The following is a 23,673-nucleotide window of genomic DNA, read 5'->3' as shown; positions in this document are numbered from 1 at the left end:
CGGCTTATGGAATTTAAATGCCAGTGCAAACTAGATATGAAGCTGGAAACATGGAAAGGAAAGATCAACCACTTCGTAGATCATGGCGGTTTTTATGAAATGGAAGTCACAGGCCGTGGAAGTTCTCTGAAGGTACTGTTTGGGAAAACGGACTATTATCATTGGATTTGTATTCCTAATTATGATATTGGTTGCGACATGGCAGAATGGAGTAATCATTTCTGGAACTATGAGAAACTATTAGGTCTGATCGGCACAATTGATGCAGTAACTGTAACAGAAGCATTGAAAACGGCACAATATTTAATATGAAAAAATGAAACCATATCGATCACAAGATATGGTTTCATCATACGAAAAAATGGTCTTGATAGTCGGCAAATTTTTGACATTTGAAGCCGTCAGTTTTTGGACAATAGATGCCAGCAATAACAGAACGGTTTATTGATAAAATCAAACTTACAAGGTAATATCATTCATATGCTTTGCCAAGAGTTTAGTTTATTTATAATAAGATGGTATGCTTATGAGAAAAAAATTTTAATAGTAAGAGGCTTAATATATGTTAAAACGTGAACTTTATCAAAAGGCCTATAGTATTTTGGAACAATTGACACCTTTGCAGACAGACTGTGGAGAATTATGTAACCAAGCTTGCTGTGATTCAGATGATGAAGATGCAGGGATGTATCTTTTTCCGGGAGAAGAGTTAATGTATATAGAGAAGCCTGATTGGCTGCGAATTGAAGAGTCGGCTTTTACCTACGGCAATGAAGAAAAACCGGCATTAATTGCTATGTGTACACAACGATGTGATCGTGAATTAAGGCCTTTATCCTGCAGGATTTTCCCGCTGACACCATACATCGGACACGACGGGGTAATAAACATTAAGATAGATCCACGGGCTGTTCCCATGTGCCCTTTAGCAAAACCATATGCGGATAAAAGCTTGGATAAGGAATTTATACTTGCAGTTACTGAAGTTTATAAAATATTGGGTAGAGATAAAGAAATATATTCTTTTATTTTTGATCTGTCTAGATTAATTGATGAGCAATAGAGTCTTTTACTTCGTCTTGCTGCCAGACAAAAGAAGAAAAAACGCTGCAGGGTTGTTCGCAGGTGATAAGTACTTCGTTTATATGTTATTTCAAAGTAAAAGCATTTAATTTCTTACATTCAGCATGAATAAATTACCACTACCCTTTTATGTTGCGTAGCGATATATCAACTTGCTAATGAGCATGATTACGGTCAGAATTAGTGGATTTACCATAGCTTACGTAAAAAAAGCGCACTGAACCAAGGTATACCACTAACTCCGGCAACCCAATATATCCCTTTTATTAATAATACATTTTCGAGATTACTATGGATGTCGTGTTAACTGTCATTCTAAGAATTCTTCAATGTCTATATCTAGCAGTTCCAGCACTGTTGTTACAGTTAATTGTTGGTGTTCGCTATAAAACCCATAACTGTAGGTATCTTCTTGTTCTTTCACAAAGTATGCTTTTTCTAAAGCTTCAAGCACATATTTGATGGTAGGGTTTTCAAGCTTCTTGTTATTCCAGCCAATACGTGGAAGCTCCTCTTCTGATTCATTGATACTTTTACGAATCTTGTACTGAACAATTGCACGAATCAGAAGTGAGATGTTCATGAGCATGACCAAGGCATTAATTCGCTCTGGCGTTTTTAAAAAGATTGAAGCTGCAAGTGCAGGTTCTTTCAACAGTCTAAACTGCGCCTCAACAACAGTTTGTTCTTTGTACTGACGGAGGATCTCCTTGCCATCAAATTCTGTCTCATGAATACTTGTGATCAGCACGAAGCATTCTTCTTCGTGTTTTAGTTTCTCCACAGCTGTAGCATTTTCTGCTTGTATGTGTACAGTTACACGCCAAGATATTACGATAACTGGAGGTTTAGGATTTTTTCCCGGATTACCACGTGGTCTTTTTTCTGTTTTTTCTTCCTTGAAACAGACGTCAAATAGAAAAAGACTCTTCTTGTGAGCTTTTTCAAAGCGAGCCCACTCTTCACGGGCATCCGCTTCACAAACAAATACTTTGCCCGATAATGTCAGGATATCTTTTTTAAGCTCCATACGTTGCTTCTCCAGCTTATGCTCAAAACGATCTTTTCCCGCACTACTGCGGACAACAATAAACCGGGTATCACAATTTTCAACAGCCTCCATAAACTCCTGCATTTCATAGGTACATGCGTTCTTGCCAGAACCTATCTGACCGATATCAGTCCATTGATCAAATTTATAAGCTTTCTCGATCAGTCTTCCGGCAACCTTGCCGTAAAAATTTGCAGGACACCGCGATATGAACCGTATCCTGTTGTCTGGATCGGTAAGCTGCTTGAACGTTGGCAGATTAATAAGCTTAGAGTCAGCAATATAAGTTACTTCATTCAAACAATCTCCGAATATTTGCTTTGTAAGGGCTAAGGCTTTTTGATTCCATTCAATATCGGAAGTATTTCCATCCATAGTTGAACTGGCTACGGCAATACCATGTTCATTGACAATCTTACCTACTACGGCCTGTTTGCAATGCGGAAGGTGATCCTTGTTATATCCTTTGGTGATGTTCAAAGCACCCTCCGGCGCATCGTCGCACATATATTGCCCATAAAAGGACAATGTTGTTGTATCAGAATGCAGCCGATTGAAAGCAATATGAAACACGCTGTACATAGACAAACAGATAGATGAAAACAATCCTTCAGGTTTAGCTTCACTGATTCGGTCTAATGCACGTGCGATGGAATAGTCATTTAAGTGTTCTGGCATAACCCCTTTGCCAAACAATGCTTCAGTATCATAACCGGCAAATGCCCGCTTGATCCTGTAAAGTGGGGCTCGTACCTGCATAAATGTTGCCAATATCACGGCCTTAGCTAAATTACCGGGAGACACTTTCCAATGACTTTCATCCCATTCAACACTACCATCTATGAATTCAACAAAACCAATGAGTTTTAAAAACTTGTTTGCAAGCAGTAAAGCAAAAGGAAGGATCAAAGGTTGCTCTACTTTTGCCGGATGCAGTATAGTAATTTTACGCTTTTTATTTCTTTTGTGTTTATGTGACTTCTTTGAAGCTTTTGCCATACGAATCACTCCTATAATTTTGTATATAAAAGAGATTCGCCAAAAGTTCTAAATTCCATTCAAGTTTACATAAATAATGCATGGTAATTTATTCATGCTGAATGTGAGTTAATTTATTGATGGTATGTTTCAGCATACGGCGCACGTTGAGACGGTAGTATTGCTATCAAGGGTTAAGGTAAATACGATGTTTTAGGGATAAAAAACTTTATAAATAAAGGGTTTCCGTGATTTGAGATCTGGTTTCAAGCCGGCAGGATGATCACGGATATTTGTTTTGCGGAAACTTATCCAAGATAGGCAGGCTAGATGATTAAGAAGATGATATGGATATTGATGTGGTGAGTTGACACGATTGCTGGCAAAAACGTGGTGAGTTGACAAGTTTACTATAAAAATTCAATTAGCAAACAAATGTTTGAAAAAGTATTCGAAATTAGGCGTCAAATACTTGACGCCTAAAATGGAAATGTGGTATACTTAGAAAACACTATCTTTTTGATGAAATGGGGATGTAATATGATTGATTTAAGCAATTTTAAGCTGTGGCTTACAGAAAATAAAGATTATTCTAGCAGAACTATTAGCAACTATGTTTCAAGATTTAAGAGAGCTGATCATATACTTCCTTGGTTCAATGATACGGTATACCAATTCCGTTTAGAGCAGACTAAGGCCTACCAAGAACTCTCTGGCGATATCCGTTCTCAAATAAAGAAAGCTGTAAAGTTATATTTTGAGTTTATAAATTCCGATGAAACACTTCCCAACAGAATTGGAAGCGGAATGAATGTATTGTCTCTATTCGCCAATATAGGGGTTGCTGAAGCTTACCTGAAAGAAATAGGAGTTAATATTGTTATAGCCAATGAACTTATAGAAAGACGAGCTATATTATATTCGAAGATTTACCCTGAAACTCATATGATTTGCGGCGATATTACAAACAAGGAAATATTTCAGAAAATTGTCAGTGAATCTATCGACAAAGGTGTAAATGTTATTATGGCTACACCACCCTGCCAAGGGATGAGTACCGTAGGTCAAAAGCTTGTAGATGATGAAAGAAATAGACTTGTCTGTCAAGTTATTGATGCTATAAAGGCAATTGAGCCGAAATATGCACTGATTGAAAATGTGCCCATGTTTTTTAACACTAAAATTATGGTTGATGACAAGGGAATTCTAATACCTGATCTTTTGGAAAAAGAGCTAGGCAACAAATACACAATCAATAATTATGTTATAGATACTAAAGACTATTCCGTTCCGCAATCAAGAGAACGTGCAATTGTGTTAATAACACGGAAAGGTCAAAAGAAAGAATGGGTTATCCCTCAAAGAGATGCAACAGTAAAGACGATGAGAGATGCGATAGGAGATTTACCCAAATTAGATCCCTATATTACAGATATCGATGAAAAAGAGCTTTTGGAGATATTTCCACATTTTTATGAGCGTAAAGAGAGAGCATTGCAAATTTCTAAATGGCACAACCCACCACATCATGTAAAACGTCAAGTCGTAGCAATGCAGCATACACCTACTGGAAAGACAGCGTTTGACAATTCTAAATATTATCCAGTGAAAGAAAATGGAGAGGCAGTAAAAGGTTTTCGCAATACATATAAGCGTCAAAACTGGGATACACCTGCCTATACCGTGACTATGGATAATAGGAAGATTTCTTCTCAAGACAACGTTCATCCTGGAAGAAAAGAATACATTGATGAAAATGGTGAAGAAATCTATTCTGATGCAAGAGCATTAACATTGTATGAACTTATGAAAATAATGAGCATTCCACAGGATTGGCCTGTGCCAGAAAATACTTCGGAAGCCTTTTTAAGAAGGATTATCGGAGAAGGAATACCTCCATTATTCGTTAAAAAAGTCTTTGAAAAATTACTATAGGAGGTTGTTTATGGGAGAATTAAAAGGGCTTTCTCTTTTTGCCAATGTAGGTATTGCTGAAGCATATTTTGAAGATTTAGGGATAGATATTTGTGTGGCAAATGAGATAGATATTGACAGGGCCCGTTTTTACCAAGAAATCTATAAAAACACAAACATGATTTGTGGGGATATAACTGTCGATACCATACGAGATACAATTGTAAAAGAATCAATCAAGCAAAACGTGGATTTTATTATCGCCACCCCTCCATGCCAAGGTATGAGTGAAGCGGGATTGAGATTAGAATTTGATCCGAGAAATCAGCTTATTTCATATGCTATTGATGTAATCAAACGCATAAAACCAAAATTTGTATTATTAGAAAATGTACCTAAACAACTTACAACTAAAATACAATATGGAGACAAGATTGTTTTAATCCCTGAGTACATCAAGTCAGAATTAGGTAATGATTATAACTTTAACAAAGAAGATCTTGTAATGGCTAAAGACTATGGTGTCCCACAATTAAGGGAGCGTAACATATTTCTTTTAGTACGAAAAGATCAACCTTATGTATGGGAGTTCCCAGAGAAACAACAAGAAATAACATTAAAAGAAGCAATAGGTGATTTGCCTCCAGTAGATCCGTATTTAAGAGAAGGTTTAACAGAAACACTTACTAGATTTCCTCAATACGAAGAAAAAAGGATAAAAGCGTTGGCTGTATCAAAGTGGCATTATCCGCCAACCCATTCTTGGAAACAGGTTGAATGGATGATGCATACACCTTCTGGAAAATCGGCTATTTATAATGAAAAGTTCTATCCACAGAAGGCTGATGGAACTCCTGTAAAGGCACATCATAATCACTATAGGCGTCTGAAGTGGGATATGCCATGTAGAACAATAACACAAAACAATGGTGTTATTTCCTCTTTGGCTTGTGTTCATCCAGGTAAACCATACAAGGATGATAATGGAGAAGTTATTTACTCAGATGCTAGAGTATTGACAATATACGAATTGCTAATTGTAATGTCGCTGCCATTGAACTGGCCTATACCGGAATGGGCGAAAGAAACTTTTATACGTAAGGTTATTGGCGAAGGTATTCCTTCTCGACTTGTTCGAGAAATCATGAAAGCCTTACTTGTACAAATATAAGGAGGAGAGCAATATGGGAAAGATAGTAATGCCTAAAAATAGTGCCTTGTTAAACGAAATAGAATCAGTACTACAAATATATTATGAGGCAGATGGATGGTTAAGTAATGACATCTATAAGGCAAGATTAAAGGATATGATAGGAGATGACCAGTACTCTTCTTCCTATACAAAGAAAGCGCAAATAACATCTTATTTCGGATTTACTGAGTGGGAAGATATCAACAACACTCAATCTATGAGACGAATCACGGATTCAGGCAAAGAGATGTATATAGCGATAAAATCAGAGGATACTGATAAAATTCAATCAGTTTTAATGAATGCGCTTGAAACTACTAAGTTTGGTAGAAATAATTTCGGGTGTCCCGAAAGCAATTCTGATGTAGAGCCACCGGCACTTTTTATTAGAGCCAGTATGGATCTAGGATATTTAACTTATAAAGAGTTCGCCTATCTGTTATGGAAACTTGAAGATATAGGTGGAAATTATACAGACTCATTATCTGAATTAAAGCAATTTAGAAGTAGTGGTAGCCTTACTCTCGGTGAAGAAGCAAATAAATATGTAGATTGTAAACCGATTATGATTTTGGTACGATGGGGATTTTTGGCTGAGAATGGTGACACAACAGGTGGTAAACATATAGTTGTTGCACCTGAGGTGCTTCATAAGTATGAGTCTCGTCTGAGAAATTTAAAAATATATAATATCGATATGGATTATGATGAACCTATTATAGACAATGATAAAAAGGAAATTATAGATTTTGACAAGATAGAGCGTGTAGGAGGCGGGACAAATACATTATTGTATGGTGTTCCTGGTTCTGGTAAAAGTTGGACGATTGATAAGGAATACTGTGACGATGAAAGCAGAATGGAGCGTCTCGTATTTCATCCAGACTACACATACTCAGATTTTATTGGTCAGATTCTTCCCAATGTATCTGATGGTATTGTTAGTTATAAGTTTACTGAAGGACCGTTTACAAGCTTACTGAAAAAAGCATATACTCATCCTGATAAGATGTTCTTCCTTGTAATTGAAGAAATTAATAGAGGTAATGCCCCGGCAATTTTCGGTGAAGTATTTCAGTTGTTAGATAGAAATGAAGAAGGCACAAGTGAATATGGAATCTCAAACGTAGATATTGCAAGGATTGTTTATGGTAATACAAATCACAAGGTGCGGATACCTTCTAATATGTCTATTATTGGGACAATGAATACATCTGATCAGAATGTATTTACTCTTGATACTGCTTTTCAACGTCGCTGGAATATGCGTATGATAGAGAATACATTTGAGGGGCATGATTATGCAACAGCTACTATCCTGGACACTGATGTTACTTGGCAACGGTTCTGTGAAGTTATAAATAATGAAATTGTCACAAAGAATATTCGCATGACATCATCTGAAGATAAGAGACTCGGTACATATTTTGTTCGTGCTGCAGACTTGGAATATCATGAAGAAGCAGACAATCTAGATCTTCCGGAAAGAGAGCGCATTTCAGCAAAGTTACTTAACTATAGATTTGCAGAGAAAGTTCTCAAATATCTATGGGATGACGCTTTTAAATTTTCTCGTGAAGATATTTTCAAGAATACAATATACAAAAGTCTAGAAGAAGTTGTTAATCATTTTAATTCCAGGAGTTCTGCAAAAGCAGTAGGCAATGCTAGACTTGATGTTTTTAAAGAAGAGGTAATTGATGCTTTTCTAGCTCAGGATGTTAGTAATAATACTGTTGAGTAAGGTGGTGATAATCTATGGAAATGAGCGCTGAATTGCTGAAGAGCAAGTGCCATGTTAATACAAATGAAGAAGGCGATCGATTTGTGGGTATTAAGGCTGATTCTGAAAATGCGATGGTCTATTTTCCCATGGGTTATCAATTGCCAGATACAGAGCATGAACGAAGAAGAGATATTTTACATTTGATATCCGTACTTTCAGAATTCACGGCTAGAAAAGATAGAGTTTTACATATGAAGAAGTTTGAGGCTCCTCAATCAGTTGACTTTCCTGTTAATGCATATATGGAAGTGATAAATTACTATCTGGAGCAGCGTTCTTACTATACGGAAAAAGAACCTATCTATAAGACTAGTGACCGTGGCAACACCGACTGGGCAAAAACAATTCGCCAGCAAAAACCTTTGTTGCAAGCTAATAATTCCCCAATTTATTTGAAACAGACTGTAAGGGACTCAACACCTAATGATCGTAATTTGATTACACAAATTCATAAGTATTGTGTATATGAAAGTTTTCAAAAATTAGGGTGGTTGTTCACTCCGAATCTTCCACCAAAGCCAGATTTTCCAGTTGACATAAAGCGTTTTCTTATTGAATTAAATGATAAGTTAGGTAAAACGAATAACGATAAGGATAAACGTCTTTTTGCATCTATGATTGCAATGCTCAAATATATCGATGAAGAGACGAATAAACGCCAATTCTATTTTGGGACAGATAGTTTTGAATATGTATGGGAAAAGCTCATAGATAGGGTATTCGGGGTTCGCAATAAAGATGCTTATTTTCCGAAGGCAACATGGCATCTTAAAAAGGGTAAGACAAGATCATTCGAAGCTCTTAGACCAGATACAATCATGGTTCACAATAACAAGATTTTTGTTTTAGATGCCAAGTACTATAGATATGGAATAACAGGCGAACCACTTCATTTGCCAGAAGGTAGATCCATTCACAAGCAGATAACGTATGGTGAGTATATTAGTACCAATGATAAATTCAAAAATGAAAATGGTAATAATCCTATGGTTTATAATGCGTTTTTGATGCCATATAATTCGCGGGATAATATTTTTGATTTATCCGGCATATTTGAGAACTGCGGAGAGAGTACTGGTGAGTGGAAAGGTCAAGACTATACTTACGAACACGTTCAAGGAATTTTAGTTGATATTAATTACTTGATGCACCATTATACTGGCAATCACTTAAAAAAGATTATGGCTTTAGCCGAATCAATAGAGAATGCTCTAGCTGAAAATGGTGGTCATTTGCCGAATGAATCTGGTACTAGTGTATCTGTAAGCTAATTATCCTGCAATTAATAATTTTATACCGCAAAAGAACTGGAATGATTAGAAGACTAATAACAAAAACATAAAATCACCGCTACCATAATAGGCACTGACCTAACCCATGAGTAGTAGCGGTGATTTTTTATTTTATTGACATTTTCTTTATTTTTTTCCGGTGGTTGCGTTGTGCTGTTGCATTTCTGCAACTAGGACAACAGTACCTTTTACGCCCATTAGAAGTCTTAACTAAAAAGTGATTGTTGCAAGCTGGATTAGCGCATTCCCGGTATATTTCGGAACCAGGTCTCATATAGAAAATTGAAAAATACATCGCTGAGAGCAGGTTTGATGCTTTCCATGATGGTTCCATTTTACTTGCTATAAAACGAGGTACAATCCCAGAAAGATTAGAATTAATTTCCTCATTCAAAACAATTTTTGCAACAGTTATAAGAGCTTGCTTTAAATTATCATCAAATTTCTCTAATGCTGGTTTATCATAAAACTCGATACCATCTTCAAAGGATACTTTATTTACTATACCAATTTCCTTCATAAGATGAAAAAGGAAATCGATGGTGATTCGTGCAGCAGGTGTTTCATTTGGTGCATTGCGATAAAGATAAACAATATCCTTATATCGAAGGTCGCTCATCCCAGGGTAATTGTGAGTTAGAGAACTCCCAGATATTATATCCTGGCACTCTTCAATGTTCAGTGCATAGTTAGGTTTATACACTAAATCCTTAATTAAATATGTATCACTTTCAAAGCCTTCTTTGGTGCCATCAATTGCTGGTACAGAGGAGGCTTTTTCTAATATCTTAATAAATCCGTGATGACAAGTTGAATAAGCCTTATTCATCGAACTTAGCTTAATGCTGACTTGTTCTGAAAGAAGAAGATAAAGAGTCAAATATAGAATTTTTTCATAATTGCGTTGCGGCTCTTCAATTTCACTCATTAGAAGAACAGTGGCTTTGATGTGATTGACAATTTCTGTTAAAGAATAGATATCAATTTCTTCGTATTCGGTCTCGCTTATTGGGAACAGAAATCCATTTTCCTCAAAAAAGCATCTTAAACTATCTATATCATTTGGTAAAGATATCAGCTCACTCAATAAATTTTCTTTACGAACTGACCCCATAGGTGTAGTGCGACAGAGCCCATTTGAACCACTGAAGGCATAATGCAATTCATTTTGCTTATCTGCCTGTATTTTTAAAGTTTGTCTCATTTCACCAGGAGTAAGGTTAACAACATCAACACCGGTAAAACACCTATATCCTTTCAGAGAAAAATAATCATTCCCTAAATTAAAAAAATTCTCGTTTTCTAATGCAATATTTTCTATCTCCGACATAAATATTTCTCCTTTCTTTAATGAAACAGCTTAAAAATCAACAGCCTAAGTAATCAAAAACATAATTATAAATAAATAATACACTATTTTTGTAACTAAAACAATAATCTCATATACAGATATTTCGAAAATAGTAAGCGATAAATACAGAAATTTACTTACTATTTTAGGTTGATTACAATTATTCATATAGAGGGACAACCTCTAAATATATCAATCTCAAAGTCCTAGTGCGCATACGGACGGCGGGATGCATAAGAGTTCAGAACACAGTGATAAAGACTGTGTTTGGAATGAAGATGCACCCACCGTAATTTCGTGTGCCCTTTTTTAGGACAAGCGGAGTCTGTGGTCATCTTCATCACAGGCTCTTTTTGTATTCCGCCGCCCAATGTCAGGACGGAAAGGAATACTTTATGAAGATTCGAGTTTTATATGAAGACAACATCAAAAACGGTCACAAGAACTACACCACAATTGAAATTCCAGATGGAGATTACAGCGTTATGCTGGACATCGACTATGAGCAGCGTCTTGCAGAGGCAAAGCCTGAAAAGAAAGCAGAAGTTAAGCGTTGTGAGACTTTGCAGGAAATGTTCGATCTTATGAATGCCAAAGAATACAACCACTGGCGCCGCTATCATAGGCATCTTGGCAATCCGAAGACTCCATATCGTAAAGATGATCAGGCTGAAGATGAAACAGATGTTATGGATACATTTGCAGATAACTCTCAAGAAATAGAGCGTTCTAACCAATACGAGTACGAGGATGTTTGTAAATGGATACGCAAGGTACTTGGTAAAAAAGAAGATTGGGCGGATATGTTTATCGCCGTTCGCATAGACGGTATGTCAATCCGTGAATATGCCAGCTCCATAGGTGCTGATGAAAACAACATTACTCAGAAGTTAAAACGAGCAACAAAAAAATTGGAACAAGAATATAAAAATCGTCAGATTTGACCTTCTCCCAAGGCTACCAGGTAGGAGGTCAAGACCTCCAAAAAAATTTAAGGAGGTAATTCTGATGAGAGAATTAATACCTAAAGATCAATATGGTGTGTTTGCCGACACCAAAGATACGGCAAGAGTGGATAGTTTGTTTGTAGCAGAGTTCTTTGAGAAGGAACATAAAAATGTTCTGCGTGACATTGCTAAAATCACTGACCCCAAATCTGGGTTAAGCACAGAATTTGCTCAGCTCAATTTTGAGCCGACCTCATACACGGATGGTTGGAACAGAAAGCAAAAGGCTTATGCCATGACTCGTGATGGATTCACTATGTTGGTTATGGGATATACAGGGCAGAAAGCAATGAAGTTCAAAGAGTTATACATCAAACGCTTTAATGAAATGGAGCAGTTCATTAAAACCCTTGTTTCGGCTCGTAAGGAGTTCCCTTTGCTGACAGACAACATTAAGTTACTTCATGAAAATCCAAAGCCATACCACTTCAGTAATGAATGCGATATGTTAAATCGCATCGTTATTGGAATGACGGCAAAGCAGTTTAGATTAGCAAATGGAATTGCAAAAGGAAAAAGCATTCGACCTTACTTATCTGATGAGCAGATTACGATGCTAGACACATTACAAAAAGTAGATGTTGGTTTGTTAGTAGCTGTCCCAGATTATGGGCAGCGCAAGCGTTACTTGGAATGGTACAAAGCCAAGATAGAAAAAAATTAAGGAGGTCCATAACTATGTTTTATGTGAAAGAAAGATTGAATGATTCCTTGGAGATATCCATTGAAATAACAGATGAGAATGTATTTTGCCATTGCCCGATGTGTGGTGTTGAAGTAATGGTGGATATTGCAGAAATCCTAGGTGATGGTGAAAGTGATTTATTTGGTACTGCAATATATTGTAGCGAATGTAGTAAAAAAATTAGAGCCGGAGGTAGCTGTGATGAGCATAAATAAATTCAATGCTGAAGGATACTATGACCCTACTCCCCATGAAGCACTAACCAATATAGTAAAAAAGGAAAAGGTAGCGTCAAAACCTGCCTTTCGTCCTTTGGTATATATATGCGCCCCTTTTCACGGGGCTGTTAAGGAAAATGTATTAAAAGCCACTCAGTTTGCAGAATTTGCTTTCAATCGTGGATGTATCCCACTGACCCCGCACCTTCTATTCCCTTTCATGGATGACAGTAATGAGAAAGAACGTGATCTCGCTATTTTCATGGACATCATCCTTATGGGCAAATGTCAGGAAGTATGGGTACTCGGTGATGTTATCTCAAAAGGCATGAGTATTGAAATAGAAAAGGCAAAGAAACGTAGACAACCGGTCAGATATTTCAATAAGGATTTTGAGGAGGTAGAGACTTTATGAAAAAAATAAAGGCAATACAGGCAAGATTTGAACATGGACAAAGACCTCGTTTGAAAGGAGGTTATTAAGTTGAGAAAACTAGCCATTGCCTATGGGAACAGCCGACAGGCAAAGAAGTGGGTCAACAAAGAAATCACATTTGATGCGCTAAAAGATAGATTGAAGACTCCAATCAGAACCACGGAATCAGCTGAAGAATACGCCAAGTTCAGTAAAGGTCAAAAGGATAATGCAAAAGACCATGGTGGCTTTGTTGCAGGTGTATTAAAAGGTGGTCGCAGAAAAAATGATACTGTGGAACTTCGATCAATGATTGCTTTAGATGGTGACAGAATTACTAAAGAATTTCTTGAAAACTATGAATCCAATGCTGCATATACCTCTGTTCTTTATTCAACCCATAGTAGCACAGAAGAAAATCCACGGGTGCGTCTTATTTTTCCCCTAACAAGAGATGTAACCTCAGAGGAATTTGTAGCAGTTTCAAGATATTTAGCACAGATGCTTGGCATGGATTATTTCGATGAATGCTCCTATCTACCAAACCAGCTGATGTACTGGCCAAGCACTCCATCTAACGGAAAATTTGTATATAAGGAAGTAGACAAAACTTGGCTTAATCCAGATGATATTTTAATAGCCCATCCCGAATGGACTGATCCTACAAGACTTCCGACTTCATCTAGGGAGAGCAAGGCAAATACAGTTTCGCATGAGAAGGTACAGGACCCTCTTGAAAAGGAGGGTGTTGTGGGTCTTTTCAATAGAGTTTATTTCCCTGTTACAAAAGCAATCGATGCATTTTTATCAGACGTCTACGAGCCTACAGAAAATGAGGACCGCTACCATTTTATAGAGTCAAGCAGTATGGCCGGAGTTGAAATCAAAGAAGGTGGCAAGTTCGTGTATAGCCATCATGCCAAGGACCCGGCATACCTTAAATTATGTAATGCCTTTGATATCGTTCGTATCCATAAGTTTGGTGATGACGATGCGAAGAAGTCCTTTAAGAATATGTGTGATTTTGTCATGAAAATTGATGAGGTAAAAGTCTTTGCTACCAATGAAAAACTTGCAGAAGCTGAAGTGGATTTCACTGACAGTGGAGATGATTGGAAGTCAAGACTTAGGTATCAGCCTCGAAGTCAAGTGCTCGAAAACAGCGTATACAACTTAAACCTTATTCTTAATCATGACCCCGATTTCAAGAACTTTGCATATAACGAGCTGTCGAACCGTATCCAGGTCACGGGATCACTACCATGGGAAAGACCAGAAGGTAACGTATTTTGGAGAGATGCCGACACAGCCCAGCTTAAGTCCATTATGGATATTCGCTACCTTCCGTTCTCAAGCAGAAACCACGATGTTGCATTTACTAAGGTTGCTGATGATAGAAGATTCCATCCTATAAGGGATTATCTTGATTCCCTTCCTGCGTGGGATGGAGTAAAACGTGTAGAAGATATTTTTATCAAATATCTCCAGGCAGATGATACCGAGTATATACGCACAGTGACCAGAAAGACCTTTGTAGCGGCTGTTGCACGTATATATGTTCCTGGAATTAAGTTTGACTGTGTTCCTGTGCTTGATGGTGATCAGGGTATTGGGAAAAGCACCATCATTAAAGACCTTGTAACAGCAGAATTCTACTCTGAAACATTATCTCTTACTGATATGGATGATAAGTCTGGTGCTGAAAAACTGCAGGGATTCTGGGTGGTTGAAATCGGTGAACTTGCTGGAATGAAGAAAGCTGATATTGAAAAAGTAAAAGCGTTCCTCTCTACATCAGATGATAAATACAGACCGTCCTATGGAAGAGTTGTAGAAAGTCATCCTAGACAGTGCATCGTCATTGCAACGGTAAATGGAGAGCGAGGATATTTACGTGACATCACAGGAAACCGCCGCTTTTGGATTATTAAGGTACATCAGAAAAAGCAGAAGAAGACCTGGAATTTTACTGAAGCATATAGGCAGCAGTTCTGGGCCGAAGCTAAAGAAATATGGAAATCGGGTGAAAAACTGTACCTCGAGGGTGATGTTTTAGAGGAGGCTGAAAAAGCACAGAAAGGTGCGATGGAGGCTGATGAGCGTGTTGGCATGGTTGAAGAATACCTAAATACTCTACTTCCAGATGATTGGGATAGTATGGACTTATTTGCCCGTAGGAATTACCTAAGCGGTAGCGAATTTGGTGGAGCCAAGCATACAGGTACTGTTGCACGAACATCTGTAAGCAATGCGGAAATTTGGTGTGAATGCTTTAATCGTAGTCTCCCAGAATTAAAGACTACCGACAGTTATCAGATTGCAGCACTTATGTCTCAGATTGCCGGTTGGGAACGAACCAGTAGTATTAAGCGTTTGCCGATTTATGGTAGGCAGCGACTATATCATTATGGTGGATAGAGAACACAAGAATGCGACACAACACAACTTTTTACCTTATATTCAAAATGCTTTTTCTTAAAAGTAGATAGAAAATAACTGTGAGCGTATACGCGCGTTAGTAAATATAGGGGAATGGTTGTGATTTTGTGTTTCTTGTGTCAGATGGGAGGAAAAAATGACTGAAAAATATATAGAGAAAAAACTTGTAGCAGCAGTTAAAGACATGGGAGGTATTGCACTAAAGTTTGTAAGTCCTGGAGTTGATGGTGTGCCAGACCGCATTGTACTACTTCCTATGGGGAAAATGGCATTTGTTGAGTGCAAAGCAACGGGAAAAAAGATGCGCCCTATACAAGAAAAAAGAAAGAAACAACTGGAGGCATTAGGTTTTTCGGTTTATTGCTTGGACAGTGTAGGGCAGATTGGAGGGATACTGTATGCCATTGAAAATCAACTGTGATTGGTGTGGGAAAACAATCAAAAGAAAGCCTTCAACTGTAAAAGAGCACAACTATTGTTCAAGAATATGCTTAGGAAAAGCAAATGCAGAACGATTCAGATTAAAAAGGTTAAAAATTTGTGATTATTGTGGTAGTGAATTTGAATACCTGGGGCATCACAAGAAACGAAATACCCACTTCTTCTGTTCAACAGGATGTGCCAACAAATATAAAACAAAACGCATGACGGTAAGGTGTGACTGGTGTGATAAAAAATTTGAGAAAAAACGATCTGATGTTAATCGATCAAACCGTAATTTTTGCAGACCAGAATGTGGACAAAACTTTAAGCGATGGACAGGAGTTTGTGGCTATAGTCCACTTGTTGAAGGTGTTCCTATTCATAGAAGAATTATGGAAGAGACTTTAGGGCGAGTATTAACTATGGATGAAGAAGTTCATCATATTGATTTTAATCATCATAATAATCGCATTGAAAATTTGGTAGTTCTCAGCAAATCAGAGCATTCAAAAATTCATGCGGCAAAAAAGGAGCGTGACAACTATGGAAAGTTTATTAAATCGAAGTAAGTTACATCATTATCAAACATACTGTATTGATTTTATCAAAAATAAACCAGTATCAGCCGTTTTTTTAGATTGCGGTTTAGGAAAAACAATTATTTCTCTTACAGCGATATATGATCTTGCTCTTGATAAGTTTGAAGTTGGAAGAATACTTGTTGTTGCTCCTTTAAGAGTAACTATGGTTTGGCCTTCTGAAATTAAAAAGTGGGAGCATCTGAAAGGTCTATCCTATTCTGTAGCCGTTGGAACAGAAAGAGAAAGAATCGATGCTCTTATGACAAGATCAACAATGTATATCATCAATCGTGAAAATGTAGATTGGCTTGTTAACAAAAGCGGCATTCCCTTTGATTTTGATATGGTGGTCATTGATGAGTTGTCATCATTTAAATCCTATGGAGCAAAGCGGTTTAAAAGTCTGCTAAAAGTAAGACCATCTGTTAATAGAATTGTAGGTCTTACAGGAACTCCATCGAGTAATGGCTTAATGGACTTATGGGCAGAGTTTCGCATTCTAGACTTAGGTCAAAGACTTGGCAGATATATCACTCACTACCGCAATACTTACTTCACTCCGGATAAACGTAATGCACAGGTTATATTTTCATATAAACCACTGCCTGGTGCTGAGGACAAAATTTATAAGCAGATATCTGATATTACGATTTCCATGAAATCCATAGACTATCTTAAAATGCCTGAATGCATCGTAAATGAAGTGTCTGTTTATCTGAATGAAAAAGAATGGAACATATACTCTAAATTTAAAAATGATATGGTCACGAAATTAGGTGATGAGGAGATTGATGCAGTTAATGCTGCTGTGCTTTCAGGAAAACTTCTACAGATGGCAAACGGTGCTGTCTATGATAGTGAAAACAAGACACATATCATCCATGACAAAAAACTTGATGCACTGGAAGATTTAATTGAAGGCGCAAATGGCAAACCTGTCCTTGTTGCATATTGGTTCAAACACGATTTAGAGAGAATTAAGAATAGATTTTCGGTGAGGCAAATAAAAGCATCGAAGGATATTGAAGATTGGAACGACGGAAATATCCCTATCGCTGTGATCCATCCAGCAAGTGCAGGACATGGTCTTAATCTTCAAAGCGGTGGTTCGACACTTATTTGGTTCGGACTTACCTGGTCTTTAGAATTATATCAGCAAACCAATGCCAGACTTTACAGGCAAGGTCAAAATGAGACAGTTATTATCCATCACATAATTACCAAGGGTACTATTGATGAAGATGTAATGACTGCTCTTACAAAAAAAGAAGAAACACAAGCCTCTCTTATTGATGCTGTAAAGGCAAAGTTGGAGGTGATGCGATGACCACACCTTATGAAAACTTAGCCAATGCTATCATTTTAATGGCAGTTAAGGATTATAGGTCTGCGTTAAAGAAACTTAAAAAGCGTCCAAACTATGAGCCGGCTAAAATAATGAAAAACGAGGTGGAGAGGTTCTTCCGCTCTGATTGGTATAGAGAACTTACCTCTGTTGATGGGAACATCCTAATCAAAAAATTAAAATCGGAGGTAAGAGAGATATGAAAGTAAAGGAATATTTACACCAAGCTTACAGGCTTGATAAAAGAATACAATCAGACATCGAAGAAATGGAATCCTTAAGAGAAATGGCAACAAGTGTATCATCACCAAGTTGGGATGAAAAAGTTCAAACCTCACAAAATGCCGATGCCAGGTTTGTAAGGTGTTTGGAGCGGATTATGGATTTGGAAAGAAAAATAAACACGGAAGTAGATAATCTTGTAGCACTCAAGGAGCAGATAAGGCGTGTTATAAACGAAGTTCCAGACACTGATGAGCGCATGGTATTACGGTATCGGTATGTTCATAACCTAACCTGGGAGCAAATTGGCGATGAACTTAATGCCGATAGAACAACAGTCTACAGATGGCATAATGCAGCTCTTAACCATGTAACTCTTCCTAAAGATCCTATTAAAATATAGCTTGCACAACTTGCAACACTTTGCAACAAGATACCACTATTGCATTTGTGTTAGTATATAATCAGCAAAATAGAATATTTACCAAGCCTTGTGGGAATTCCTCGCAGGGCTTTTTCTATGCCCGGAAAGCGAGGTGAAATGATGCCCAAAAGACCAAAGCGACCGTGCAGTACCCCAGGTTGTCCTAACCTAACCGATGGAAGGTACTGTGAGGAACATAGAGTAGTAGAGCGCAGGCGCTACGATAAATTTGAACGTTCACCGGATGTCAATAAAAAGTACGGTAGAGCCTGGAAGAGAATCCGTGACAGATATGCCAGGGAACATCCTTTGTGTGAGATGTGCGAGGAAAACGGACGGCTTACCTCAGCTGAAGAAGTACATCACATCCTCCCCATTTCTTTAGGCGGTACGCATGACAAAAGTAATTTGATGTCTTTATGTAAGTCCTGCCACAACAAGATACATTTAGAACTTGGTGATAGACAGATTCGTAAGTGAGCCAGGGGCGGGTCAAATCTCTACACCTTTTATAGCGGACAACGGCCTGGGGTCTTGCGTGTAAAAATCAGAAATCAAAGGGGGTATTAAAGACTTTTAGAAAAGTGAGGTGGAAAAATGGCAAAGGACGGTACAGCAAGAGGCGGCCAGCGTGTTGGCGCAGGAAGAAAATCAAAAGCTCTAACAGACAAAATTGCTGATGGCAGATTAAACGGGGCGGGGGTACTGCCGGAGCCAGCAGAAATGGAAGGCACGGATGTTCCTGCTGTAAAAGATTATCTAAAGGCAGCTCAGAAAAACGGTAAAGACCTCTGTGCAGAAGATATTTATATAGAAACCTATAAATGGTTAAAGGATCGTAGCTGCGAAATGTTAGTAAACAACCAGCTGATCGAGCAATATGCCATGAGTGTTTCTCGTTGGATTCAGTGCGAGGAGTGTATTTCAGAATATGGATTTCTTGCAAAGCATCCTACTACATCAGCAGCCATAGCATCACCGTATGTTGCTATGAGCCGTGAATACATGAAACAAGTAAATCAGTGTTGGTATCAGATATACCAGATTGTAAAAGAAAACTGCTCTGTAGAGTTTGGCGGCAGAAGTCCACAAGATGATCTAATGGAGCGGTTACTATCTGCTAGGAAAGGAAAATGATAATGGAAAAATATAGAACTTGTGAAAGTGTATGTAAAGGTCATCCCGATAAATTGTGTGACCTAATCTCTGACAGCATCTTAGATGCGTGTTTGAGAAAAGATAAATCCTCTCGTGTGGCCTGCGAGGTGTTGGCAACCAAAGGACGTATCATTGTTGCCGGTGAGATTACCTGTTCAAAGAAAATTGATATCAAACGAGTAGTTCGTAATGTACTGGCTGATGTAGGCTACAATCCAAGAAAGTTTCTCGTGTTTGTCCATGTTCATCAGCAAAGCAAAGATATCGCAGGTGGTGTTGATAGAGCCTTGGAATCCCGTGAAGGCGATACTTCCTGGTATTCCATGCTAGGTGCAGGAGATCAAGGAACAGTTTATGGTTATGCCACCAATGAAACAAGTGAGAAGTTGCCGTTACCCCTTATTCTATCTCATGCTATCTGTGAAAAGCTGGATAAAGTTATGAAGAGCGGTGTTATTAAAAACATCGGTCCAGATGGTAAGGCACAAGTTACAGTAGAGTATAAAGATGATAAGCCAAAGCGAATCAAGACCATTGTTGTTTCCGTTCAGCACGGTGCTGATAAAGACTTAAATGATTTAAGAAATGAAATCATCTCTCAGGTGCTTTGGCCTGTCTTTGAAAAATATCCATTTGATGATGAAACGGAGATACTCATTAATCCAAGCGGGCGCTTTGTGGAAGGTGGACCTGCCGCTGATACGGGGTTAACCGGAAGAAAAATAATGGTGGACACATACGGCGGCATTGCATCCCACGGTGGTGGTGCTTTTTCCGGTAAAGACCCGACAAAAGTGGATCGCAGTGGTGCTTATATGGCAAGAGCCATCGCAAAGAACATTATTTGGTGTGGGTATGCAGAACGATGCCAGGTTGCCATTTCTTATGCGATTGGAAAAGCAGATCCAGTTGCTGTGGAGATTGATACATTTGGAACAGGCAAAGTTGCTGAAAGTATCCTTTGTAGTGCGGTTCAAGAAGTATTTAATCTTAGACCTGCAGCAATTATCGAAAAGTTAAGGTTGACTGATGTCATTTATGCGGATACTGCTACCTACGGTCATTTCAGATATGGATTGCATTCTTGGGAGTTTTTAGATTGCTATAAAGAGCTAAGGGAGGCGGTAAAAAGGTATGTTGATTGAAAAAAAGAATACAAAAGACCTGCTTCCTGCTAAATACAATCCTCGTAAAGATTTAAAGCCAGGTGATGCAGAGTATGAAAAGCTGAAACGCTCGATTGAGCAGTTTGGATATGTGGAGCCGGTTATCTGGAATAAGGCGACAGGCAATGTTGTAGGTGGCCATCAAAGACTTAAGGTACTCATTGATATGGGTATATCAGAAGTCGAATGCGTCATCATTGAGATGGATGAGGAAAAGGAAAAAGCCCTCAATATCGCTCTAAATAAAATTAGCGGTGATTGGGATAAGGATAAGCTTGCCCTCTTGATTGCTGATTTACAAGGTGCAGATTTTGATGTCTCGCTTACTGGATTTGATCCTAAAGAACTGGATGACTTATTTAAAGATACCATTAAGGATGGAATTCACGATGATGACTTTGATGTGGATGAAGAATTAAAAAAGCCCTCAATCAGCAAGTTTGGTGACATATGGACATTAGGTAGGCACAGGCTGGTATGTGGTGACTCCACAAAAAAAGAAACCTATGATGTGCTGATGAATAAAAACAAGGCAAATTTGTGTGTAACAGACCCTCCCTACAACGTAAATTATGAAGGCTCTGCAGGGAAAATCAAAAATGATCATATGGCAAATGATGCCTTTTATCAATTCCTCTTAGATGCCTTTATCAATATTGAAGAAGCATTAGCAGACGATGCCTCCATCTATGTATTTCATGCCGACACCGAAGGGTTTAATTTTAGAAAAGCCTTCTCGGATGCCGGTTTTTATTTATCCGGTTGCTGTATATGGAAAAAGGACTCCCTTGTACTTGGACGTTCACCATATCAATGGCAACACGAACCAGTGCTTTATGGTTGGAAGAAGAAAGGAAGACATCAGTGGTATACGGGAAGAAAAGAAACTACTATATGGGAGTTTGATAAACCAAAGAGAAATGGTGATCATCCTACGATGAAGCCGATTCCTCTTCTTGCCTATCCTATTTTGAATTCCTCTATGAGTAACACAATTGTACTCGATCCCTTTGGTGGAAGTGGAAGTACATTAATTGCTTGTGAGCAGTCAGAGCGTATTTGCTACACAGTGGAACTGGATGAGAAATTCTGTGATGTTATTGTAAAACGCTATATTGAGCAAGTCGGTACTTCAAAAGAAGTAAGTGTTCAAAGGGATGGACTCAGTTATAAATACGATGAATTGGAGGTAGCCAATGAATAAACTGACCCTAGGTAGTCTTTTTGACGGCTCGGGCGGTTTTCCTTTAGGCGGTTTAATTTCCGGTATTACCCCAGTATGGGCATCGGAGATTGAACCGTTTCCTATTAGGGTGACAACCAAAAGGCTGCCTTTTATCAAACATTATGGAGATATTTCTTGCATGGATGGCAGCAAGATAGAACCAGTAGATATTATTACCTTTGGCTCCCCTTGCCAAGATTTATCCATAGCAGGTAAGCGTGATGGCTTGGATGGGAAACGTTCAAGTCTTTTTTATGAAGCCATCCGAATTGTAAAAGAAATGAGGTGTGCTACAGATGGCAAAAAGCCAAGATATATCGTCTGGGAAAACGTGCCTGGAGCGTTCTCATCAAACAAAGGGGAAGATTTCAGATGTGTCCTTGAAGGCATCTGCCACATCGAAGATGAAACCATATCAATTCCTAAAACTGATAAATGGAAACAAGCAGGAGGTATCGTGGGAGATCATTTCTCCCTTGCCTGGCGAGTGCTGGATGCTCAATACTGGGGAGTTCCCCAACGAAGAAAACGAATCTTCCTTGTCGCAGATTTTGCAGGTGGGAGTGCCGGAGAAATACTATTTAAGTCAGAAGGCTTGTCTGGGTATTCTAAGGAGAGCATCCGCTCGTGGCAAGGTACTGCCAGCTATATTGCAGACAGCGCTGGAGAGACAGGCACAATCTGCTTAAATGACCAGGGCGGTAATCGTATGGATGTGACAAAGGATATCACTTGTACTCTTCGTGCTAAGTCAAATCATCCACCTTGTGTTATGGACACAGCTGTTTTTGATAATCACGGAAAGGATACTCGTTTTAGTGGACCGATTGATGTTGCACCAACTATTTCTGCTACTTATGGAACAGGCGGCAACAATCAGCCATTTGTTGTGGAAAATCCTAAGACCTACGATGTGCGATTTACCTCAGAAGGAACAATCAATGCACGTTCAAATGTCTATGAAAGTGATACGGCAAGAACCATTGATACGTCCGGCAATGCTCCGGATAGCAATCAAGGTGGTATTGCTGTGGTAGAAAGTTATGCCTTGCAAGGATCTATGATAGGCAGAGATGACAAGAATGGACCACGAGGTGATGGTGTTAATGAGGAAGTCAGCTTTACTCTAAATACGGTGGATAAGCACGCTGTCGTTTATGCGATTGATAGGGAGTCTTTCAACTGTGGTCAAAATTATGCTAGAAATCTTGGAATTACAGAAGATGGCATAAATTCAACACTAAATGCACAGGGTCCTAGTGCGGTGGCAACCCCTACCTACTCATCAAGTAAGGCATCATTTTTTACAAATGCCGAGAAAGAACTTGCTAATACTTTAGTTGCCACAGATTACAAAGACCCTCCACTTATTAATGGTAATGACGGTATAGAATACACAGTCAGAAGGCTGACACCAACAGAGTGTGCAAGGCTGCAGGGTTTCCCCGATTGGTGGTGTAGTGGCTTAGGGATAGAAAACCCTACGATGGATGACCTTCGCACCTGGTATGACATATTTGAAACACACCGTAAAGTGACCGGCAGTTATTCAAAAGCCAAGACACTAAAGCAAATATCTAAGTGGCTAAAGAATCCGCATTCTGATTCTGCTGAATATAAGATGTGGGGTAATGGAGTAGCCCTTCCAAATGTATGTTTTGTGCTGTCTGGCATTGTCTGGTATACACAATTAGAAGGAAATACTTAATCCATATTTC

Annotated in this window: 23 protein-coding genes; 21 read left to right on the top strand and 2 right to left on the bottom strand. The window is 38.4% G+C overall.

Annotation, left to right across the window (positions count from 1 at the left end; genetic code table 11):
• Positions 1–6 precede the first annotated feature (6 nt).
• Positions 7–312, top strand: coding sequence for a hypothetical protein (locus QKW49_RS03615; protein WP_282866205.1), 306 nt, complete (start codon positions 7–9; stop codon positions 310–312).
• 250 nt (positions 313–562) lie between these two features.
• Entirely contained in the window at positions 563–1,063 is a 501-nt protein-coding gene (locus QKW49_RS03610) for a hypothetical protein (protein WP_282866204.1), read from the top strand.
• Between the two features lie 330 nt (positions 1,064–1,393).
• Here QKW49_RS03610 and QKW49_RS03605 read toward each other — a convergent pair whose 3' ends face one another.
• Entirely contained in the window at positions 1,394–3,133 is a 1,740-nt protein-coding gene (locus QKW49_RS03605) for an IS1634 family transposase (RefSeq protein WP_282863996.1), read from the bottom strand.
• A 519-nt stretch (positions 3,134–3,652) separates the two neighbouring features.
• Here QKW49_RS03605 and QKW49_RS03600 point away from each other — a divergent pair.
• Genes QKW49_RS03600 through QKW49_RS03585 form a run of 4 tightly spaced genes read left to right on the top strand, consistent with a single transcriptional unit; the run spans position 3,653 to position 9,275 of the window.
• A complete protein-coding gene (locus QKW49_RS03600) occupies positions 3,653–5,047 on the top strand; it encodes a DNA cytosine methyltransferase (RefSeq protein WP_282866203.1) in 1,395 nt (464 codons plus the stop codon).
• A 10-nt stretch (positions 5,048–5,057) separates the two neighbouring features.
• Entirely contained in the window at positions 5,058–6,197 is a 1,140-nt protein-coding gene (locus tag QKW49_RS03595) for a DNA cytosine methyltransferase (protein WP_282866202.1), read from the top strand.
• Positions 6,198–6,210: 13 nt separating this feature from the next.
• The gene (locus tag QKW49_RS03590; protein ID WP_282866201.1) at positions 6,211–7,962 is read left to right on the top strand and encodes an AAA family ATPase; all 1,752 of its coding nucleotides are present in this window, start codon (positions 6,211–6,213) and stop codon (positions 7,960–7,962) included.
• Between the two features lie 14 nt (positions 7,963–7,976).
• On the top strand, positions 7,977–9,275 hold the full coding sequence (locus QKW49_RS03585) for an LlaJI family restriction endonuclease (protein ID WP_282866200.1): 1,299 nt from the start codon (positions 7,977–7,979) through the stop codon (positions 9,273–9,275).
• Between the two features lie 127 nt (positions 9,276–9,402).
• Here the strand turns inward: QKW49_RS03585 and QKW49_RS03580 are convergent, their stop codons facing one another.
• Entirely contained in the window at positions 9,403–10,626 is a 1,224-nt protein-coding gene (locus QKW49_RS03580; RefSeq protein WP_282866199.1) for a CGNR zinc finger domain-containing protein, read from the bottom strand.
• A 416-nt stretch (positions 10,627–11,042) separates the two neighbouring features.
• On the opposite strand from QKW49_RS03580, the gene QKW49_RS03575 reads away from it, so the two are divergent.
• From QKW49_RS03575 to dcm, 15 genes are all read left to right on the top strand, one after another.
• Positions 11,043–11,591 carry a sigma-70 family RNA polymerase sigma factor gene (locus QKW49_RS03575; RefSeq protein ID WP_282866198.1) on the top strand — a complete coding sequence of 183 codons (549 nt, stop codon included), beginning with the start codon at positions 11,043–11,045 and terminating at the stop codon, positions 11,589–11,591.
• 64 nt (positions 11,592–11,655) lie between these two features.
• Positions 11,656–12,318 (top strand): Rha family transcriptional regulator, encoded by a 663-nt coding sequence (locus tag QKW49_RS03570; protein WP_282866197.1) that lies wholly within the window; start codon positions 11,656–11,658, stop codon positions 12,316–12,318.
• Positions 12,319–12,332: 14 nt separating this feature from the next.
• Positions 12,333–12,554, top strand: a complete 222-nt coding sequence (locus tag QKW49_RS03565; RefSeq protein WP_282866196.1) for a hypothetical protein — start codon at positions 12,333–12,335, stop codon at positions 12,552–12,554.
• Positions 12,541–12,972, top strand: a complete 432-nt coding sequence (locus tag QKW49_RS03560) for a DUF4406 domain-containing protein (RefSeq protein WP_282866195.1) — start codon at positions 12,541–12,543, stop codon at positions 12,970–12,972. Before QKW49_RS03565 ends, QKW49_RS03560 begins: the two co-directional genes overlap by 14 nt.
• Positions 12,973–13,041: 69 nt before the next feature.
• The gene (locus QKW49_RS03555; RefSeq protein ID WP_282866194.1) at positions 13,042–15,390 is read left to right on the top strand and encodes a virulence-associated E family protein; all 2,349 of its coding nucleotides are present in this window, start codon (positions 13,042–13,044) and stop codon (positions 15,388–15,390) included.
• A 157-nt stretch (positions 15,391–15,547) separates the two neighbouring features.
• A complete protein-coding gene (locus tag QKW49_RS03550; protein ID WP_282866193.1) occupies positions 15,548–15,832 on the top strand; it encodes a VRR-NUC domain-containing protein in 285 nt (94 codons plus the stop codon).
• Positions 15,810–16,403, top strand: coding sequence for an HNH endonuclease (locus tag QKW49_RS03545; protein ID WP_282866192.1), 594 nt, complete (start codon positions 15,810–15,812; stop codon positions 16,401–16,403). Before QKW49_RS03550 ends, QKW49_RS03545 begins: the two co-directional genes overlap by 23 nt.
• Positions 16,378–17,742: a DEAD/DEAH box helicase gene (locus QKW49_RS03540; protein WP_282866191.1), complete on the top strand. Its 1,365-nt coding sequence runs from the start codon at positions 16,378–16,380 to the stop codon at positions 17,740–17,742. Before QKW49_RS03545 ends, QKW49_RS03540 begins: the two co-directional genes overlap by 26 nt.
• Positions 17,739–17,963 carry a hypothetical protein gene (locus tag QKW49_RS03535; RefSeq protein WP_069980566.1) on the top strand — a complete coding sequence of 75 codons (225 nt, stop codon included), beginning with the start codon at positions 17,739–17,741 and terminating at the stop codon, positions 17,961–17,963. The genes QKW49_RS03540 and QKW49_RS03535 overlap by 4 nt, the downstream gene beginning before the upstream one ends.
• A complete protein-coding gene (locus tag QKW49_RS03530) occupies positions 17,960–18,385 on the top strand; it encodes a DUF1492 domain-containing protein (RefSeq protein ID WP_069980567.1) in 426 nt (141 codons plus the stop codon). The genes QKW49_RS03535 and QKW49_RS03530 overlap by 4 nt, the downstream gene beginning before the upstream one ends.
• Before the next feature lie 141 nt (positions 18,386–18,526).
• Positions 18,527–18,886, top strand: coding sequence for an HNH endonuclease signature motif containing protein (locus QKW49_RS03525; protein WP_083273884.1), 360 nt, complete (start codon positions 18,527–18,529; stop codon positions 18,884–18,886).
• 117 nt (positions 18,887–19,003) lie between these two features.
• Positions 19,004–19,543, top strand: coding sequence for a P27 family phage terminase small subunit (locus QKW49_RS03520; protein ID WP_282866190.1), 540 nt, complete (start codon positions 19,004–19,006; stop codon positions 19,541–19,543).
• A 2-nt stretch (positions 19,544–19,545) separates the two neighbouring features.
• Entirely contained in the window at positions 19,546–20,709 is a 1,164-nt protein-coding gene (metK, locus tag QKW49_RS03515; RefSeq protein WP_282866189.1) for a methionine adenosyltransferase, read from the top strand.
• The gene (locus QKW49_RS03510) at positions 20,699–21,934 is read left to right on the top strand and encodes a site-specific DNA-methyltransferase (protein WP_282866188.1); all 1,236 of its coding nucleotides are present in this window, start codon (positions 20,699–20,701) and stop codon (positions 21,932–21,934) included. Before metK ends, QKW49_RS03510 begins: the two co-directional genes overlap by 11 nt.
• Positions 21,927–23,663, top strand: coding sequence for a DNA (cytosine-5-)-methyltransferase (gene dcm / locus QKW49_RS03505; RefSeq protein WP_282866187.1), 1,737 nt, complete (start codon positions 21,927–21,929; stop codon positions 23,661–23,663). The genes QKW49_RS03510 and dcm overlap by 8 nt, the downstream gene beginning before the upstream one ends.
• Positions 23,664–23,673: the final 10 nt, after the last annotated feature.

The organism is Petroclostridium sp. X23 (assembly GCF_030013905.1).
In the GTDB taxonomy this organism is placed as follows: domain Bacteria; phylum Bacillota; class Clostridia; order SK-Y3; family SK-Y3; genus X23.
Note: the sequence above shows the minus strand (reverse complement) of the source record. Positions and strands in the feature narration are given on the sequence as shown.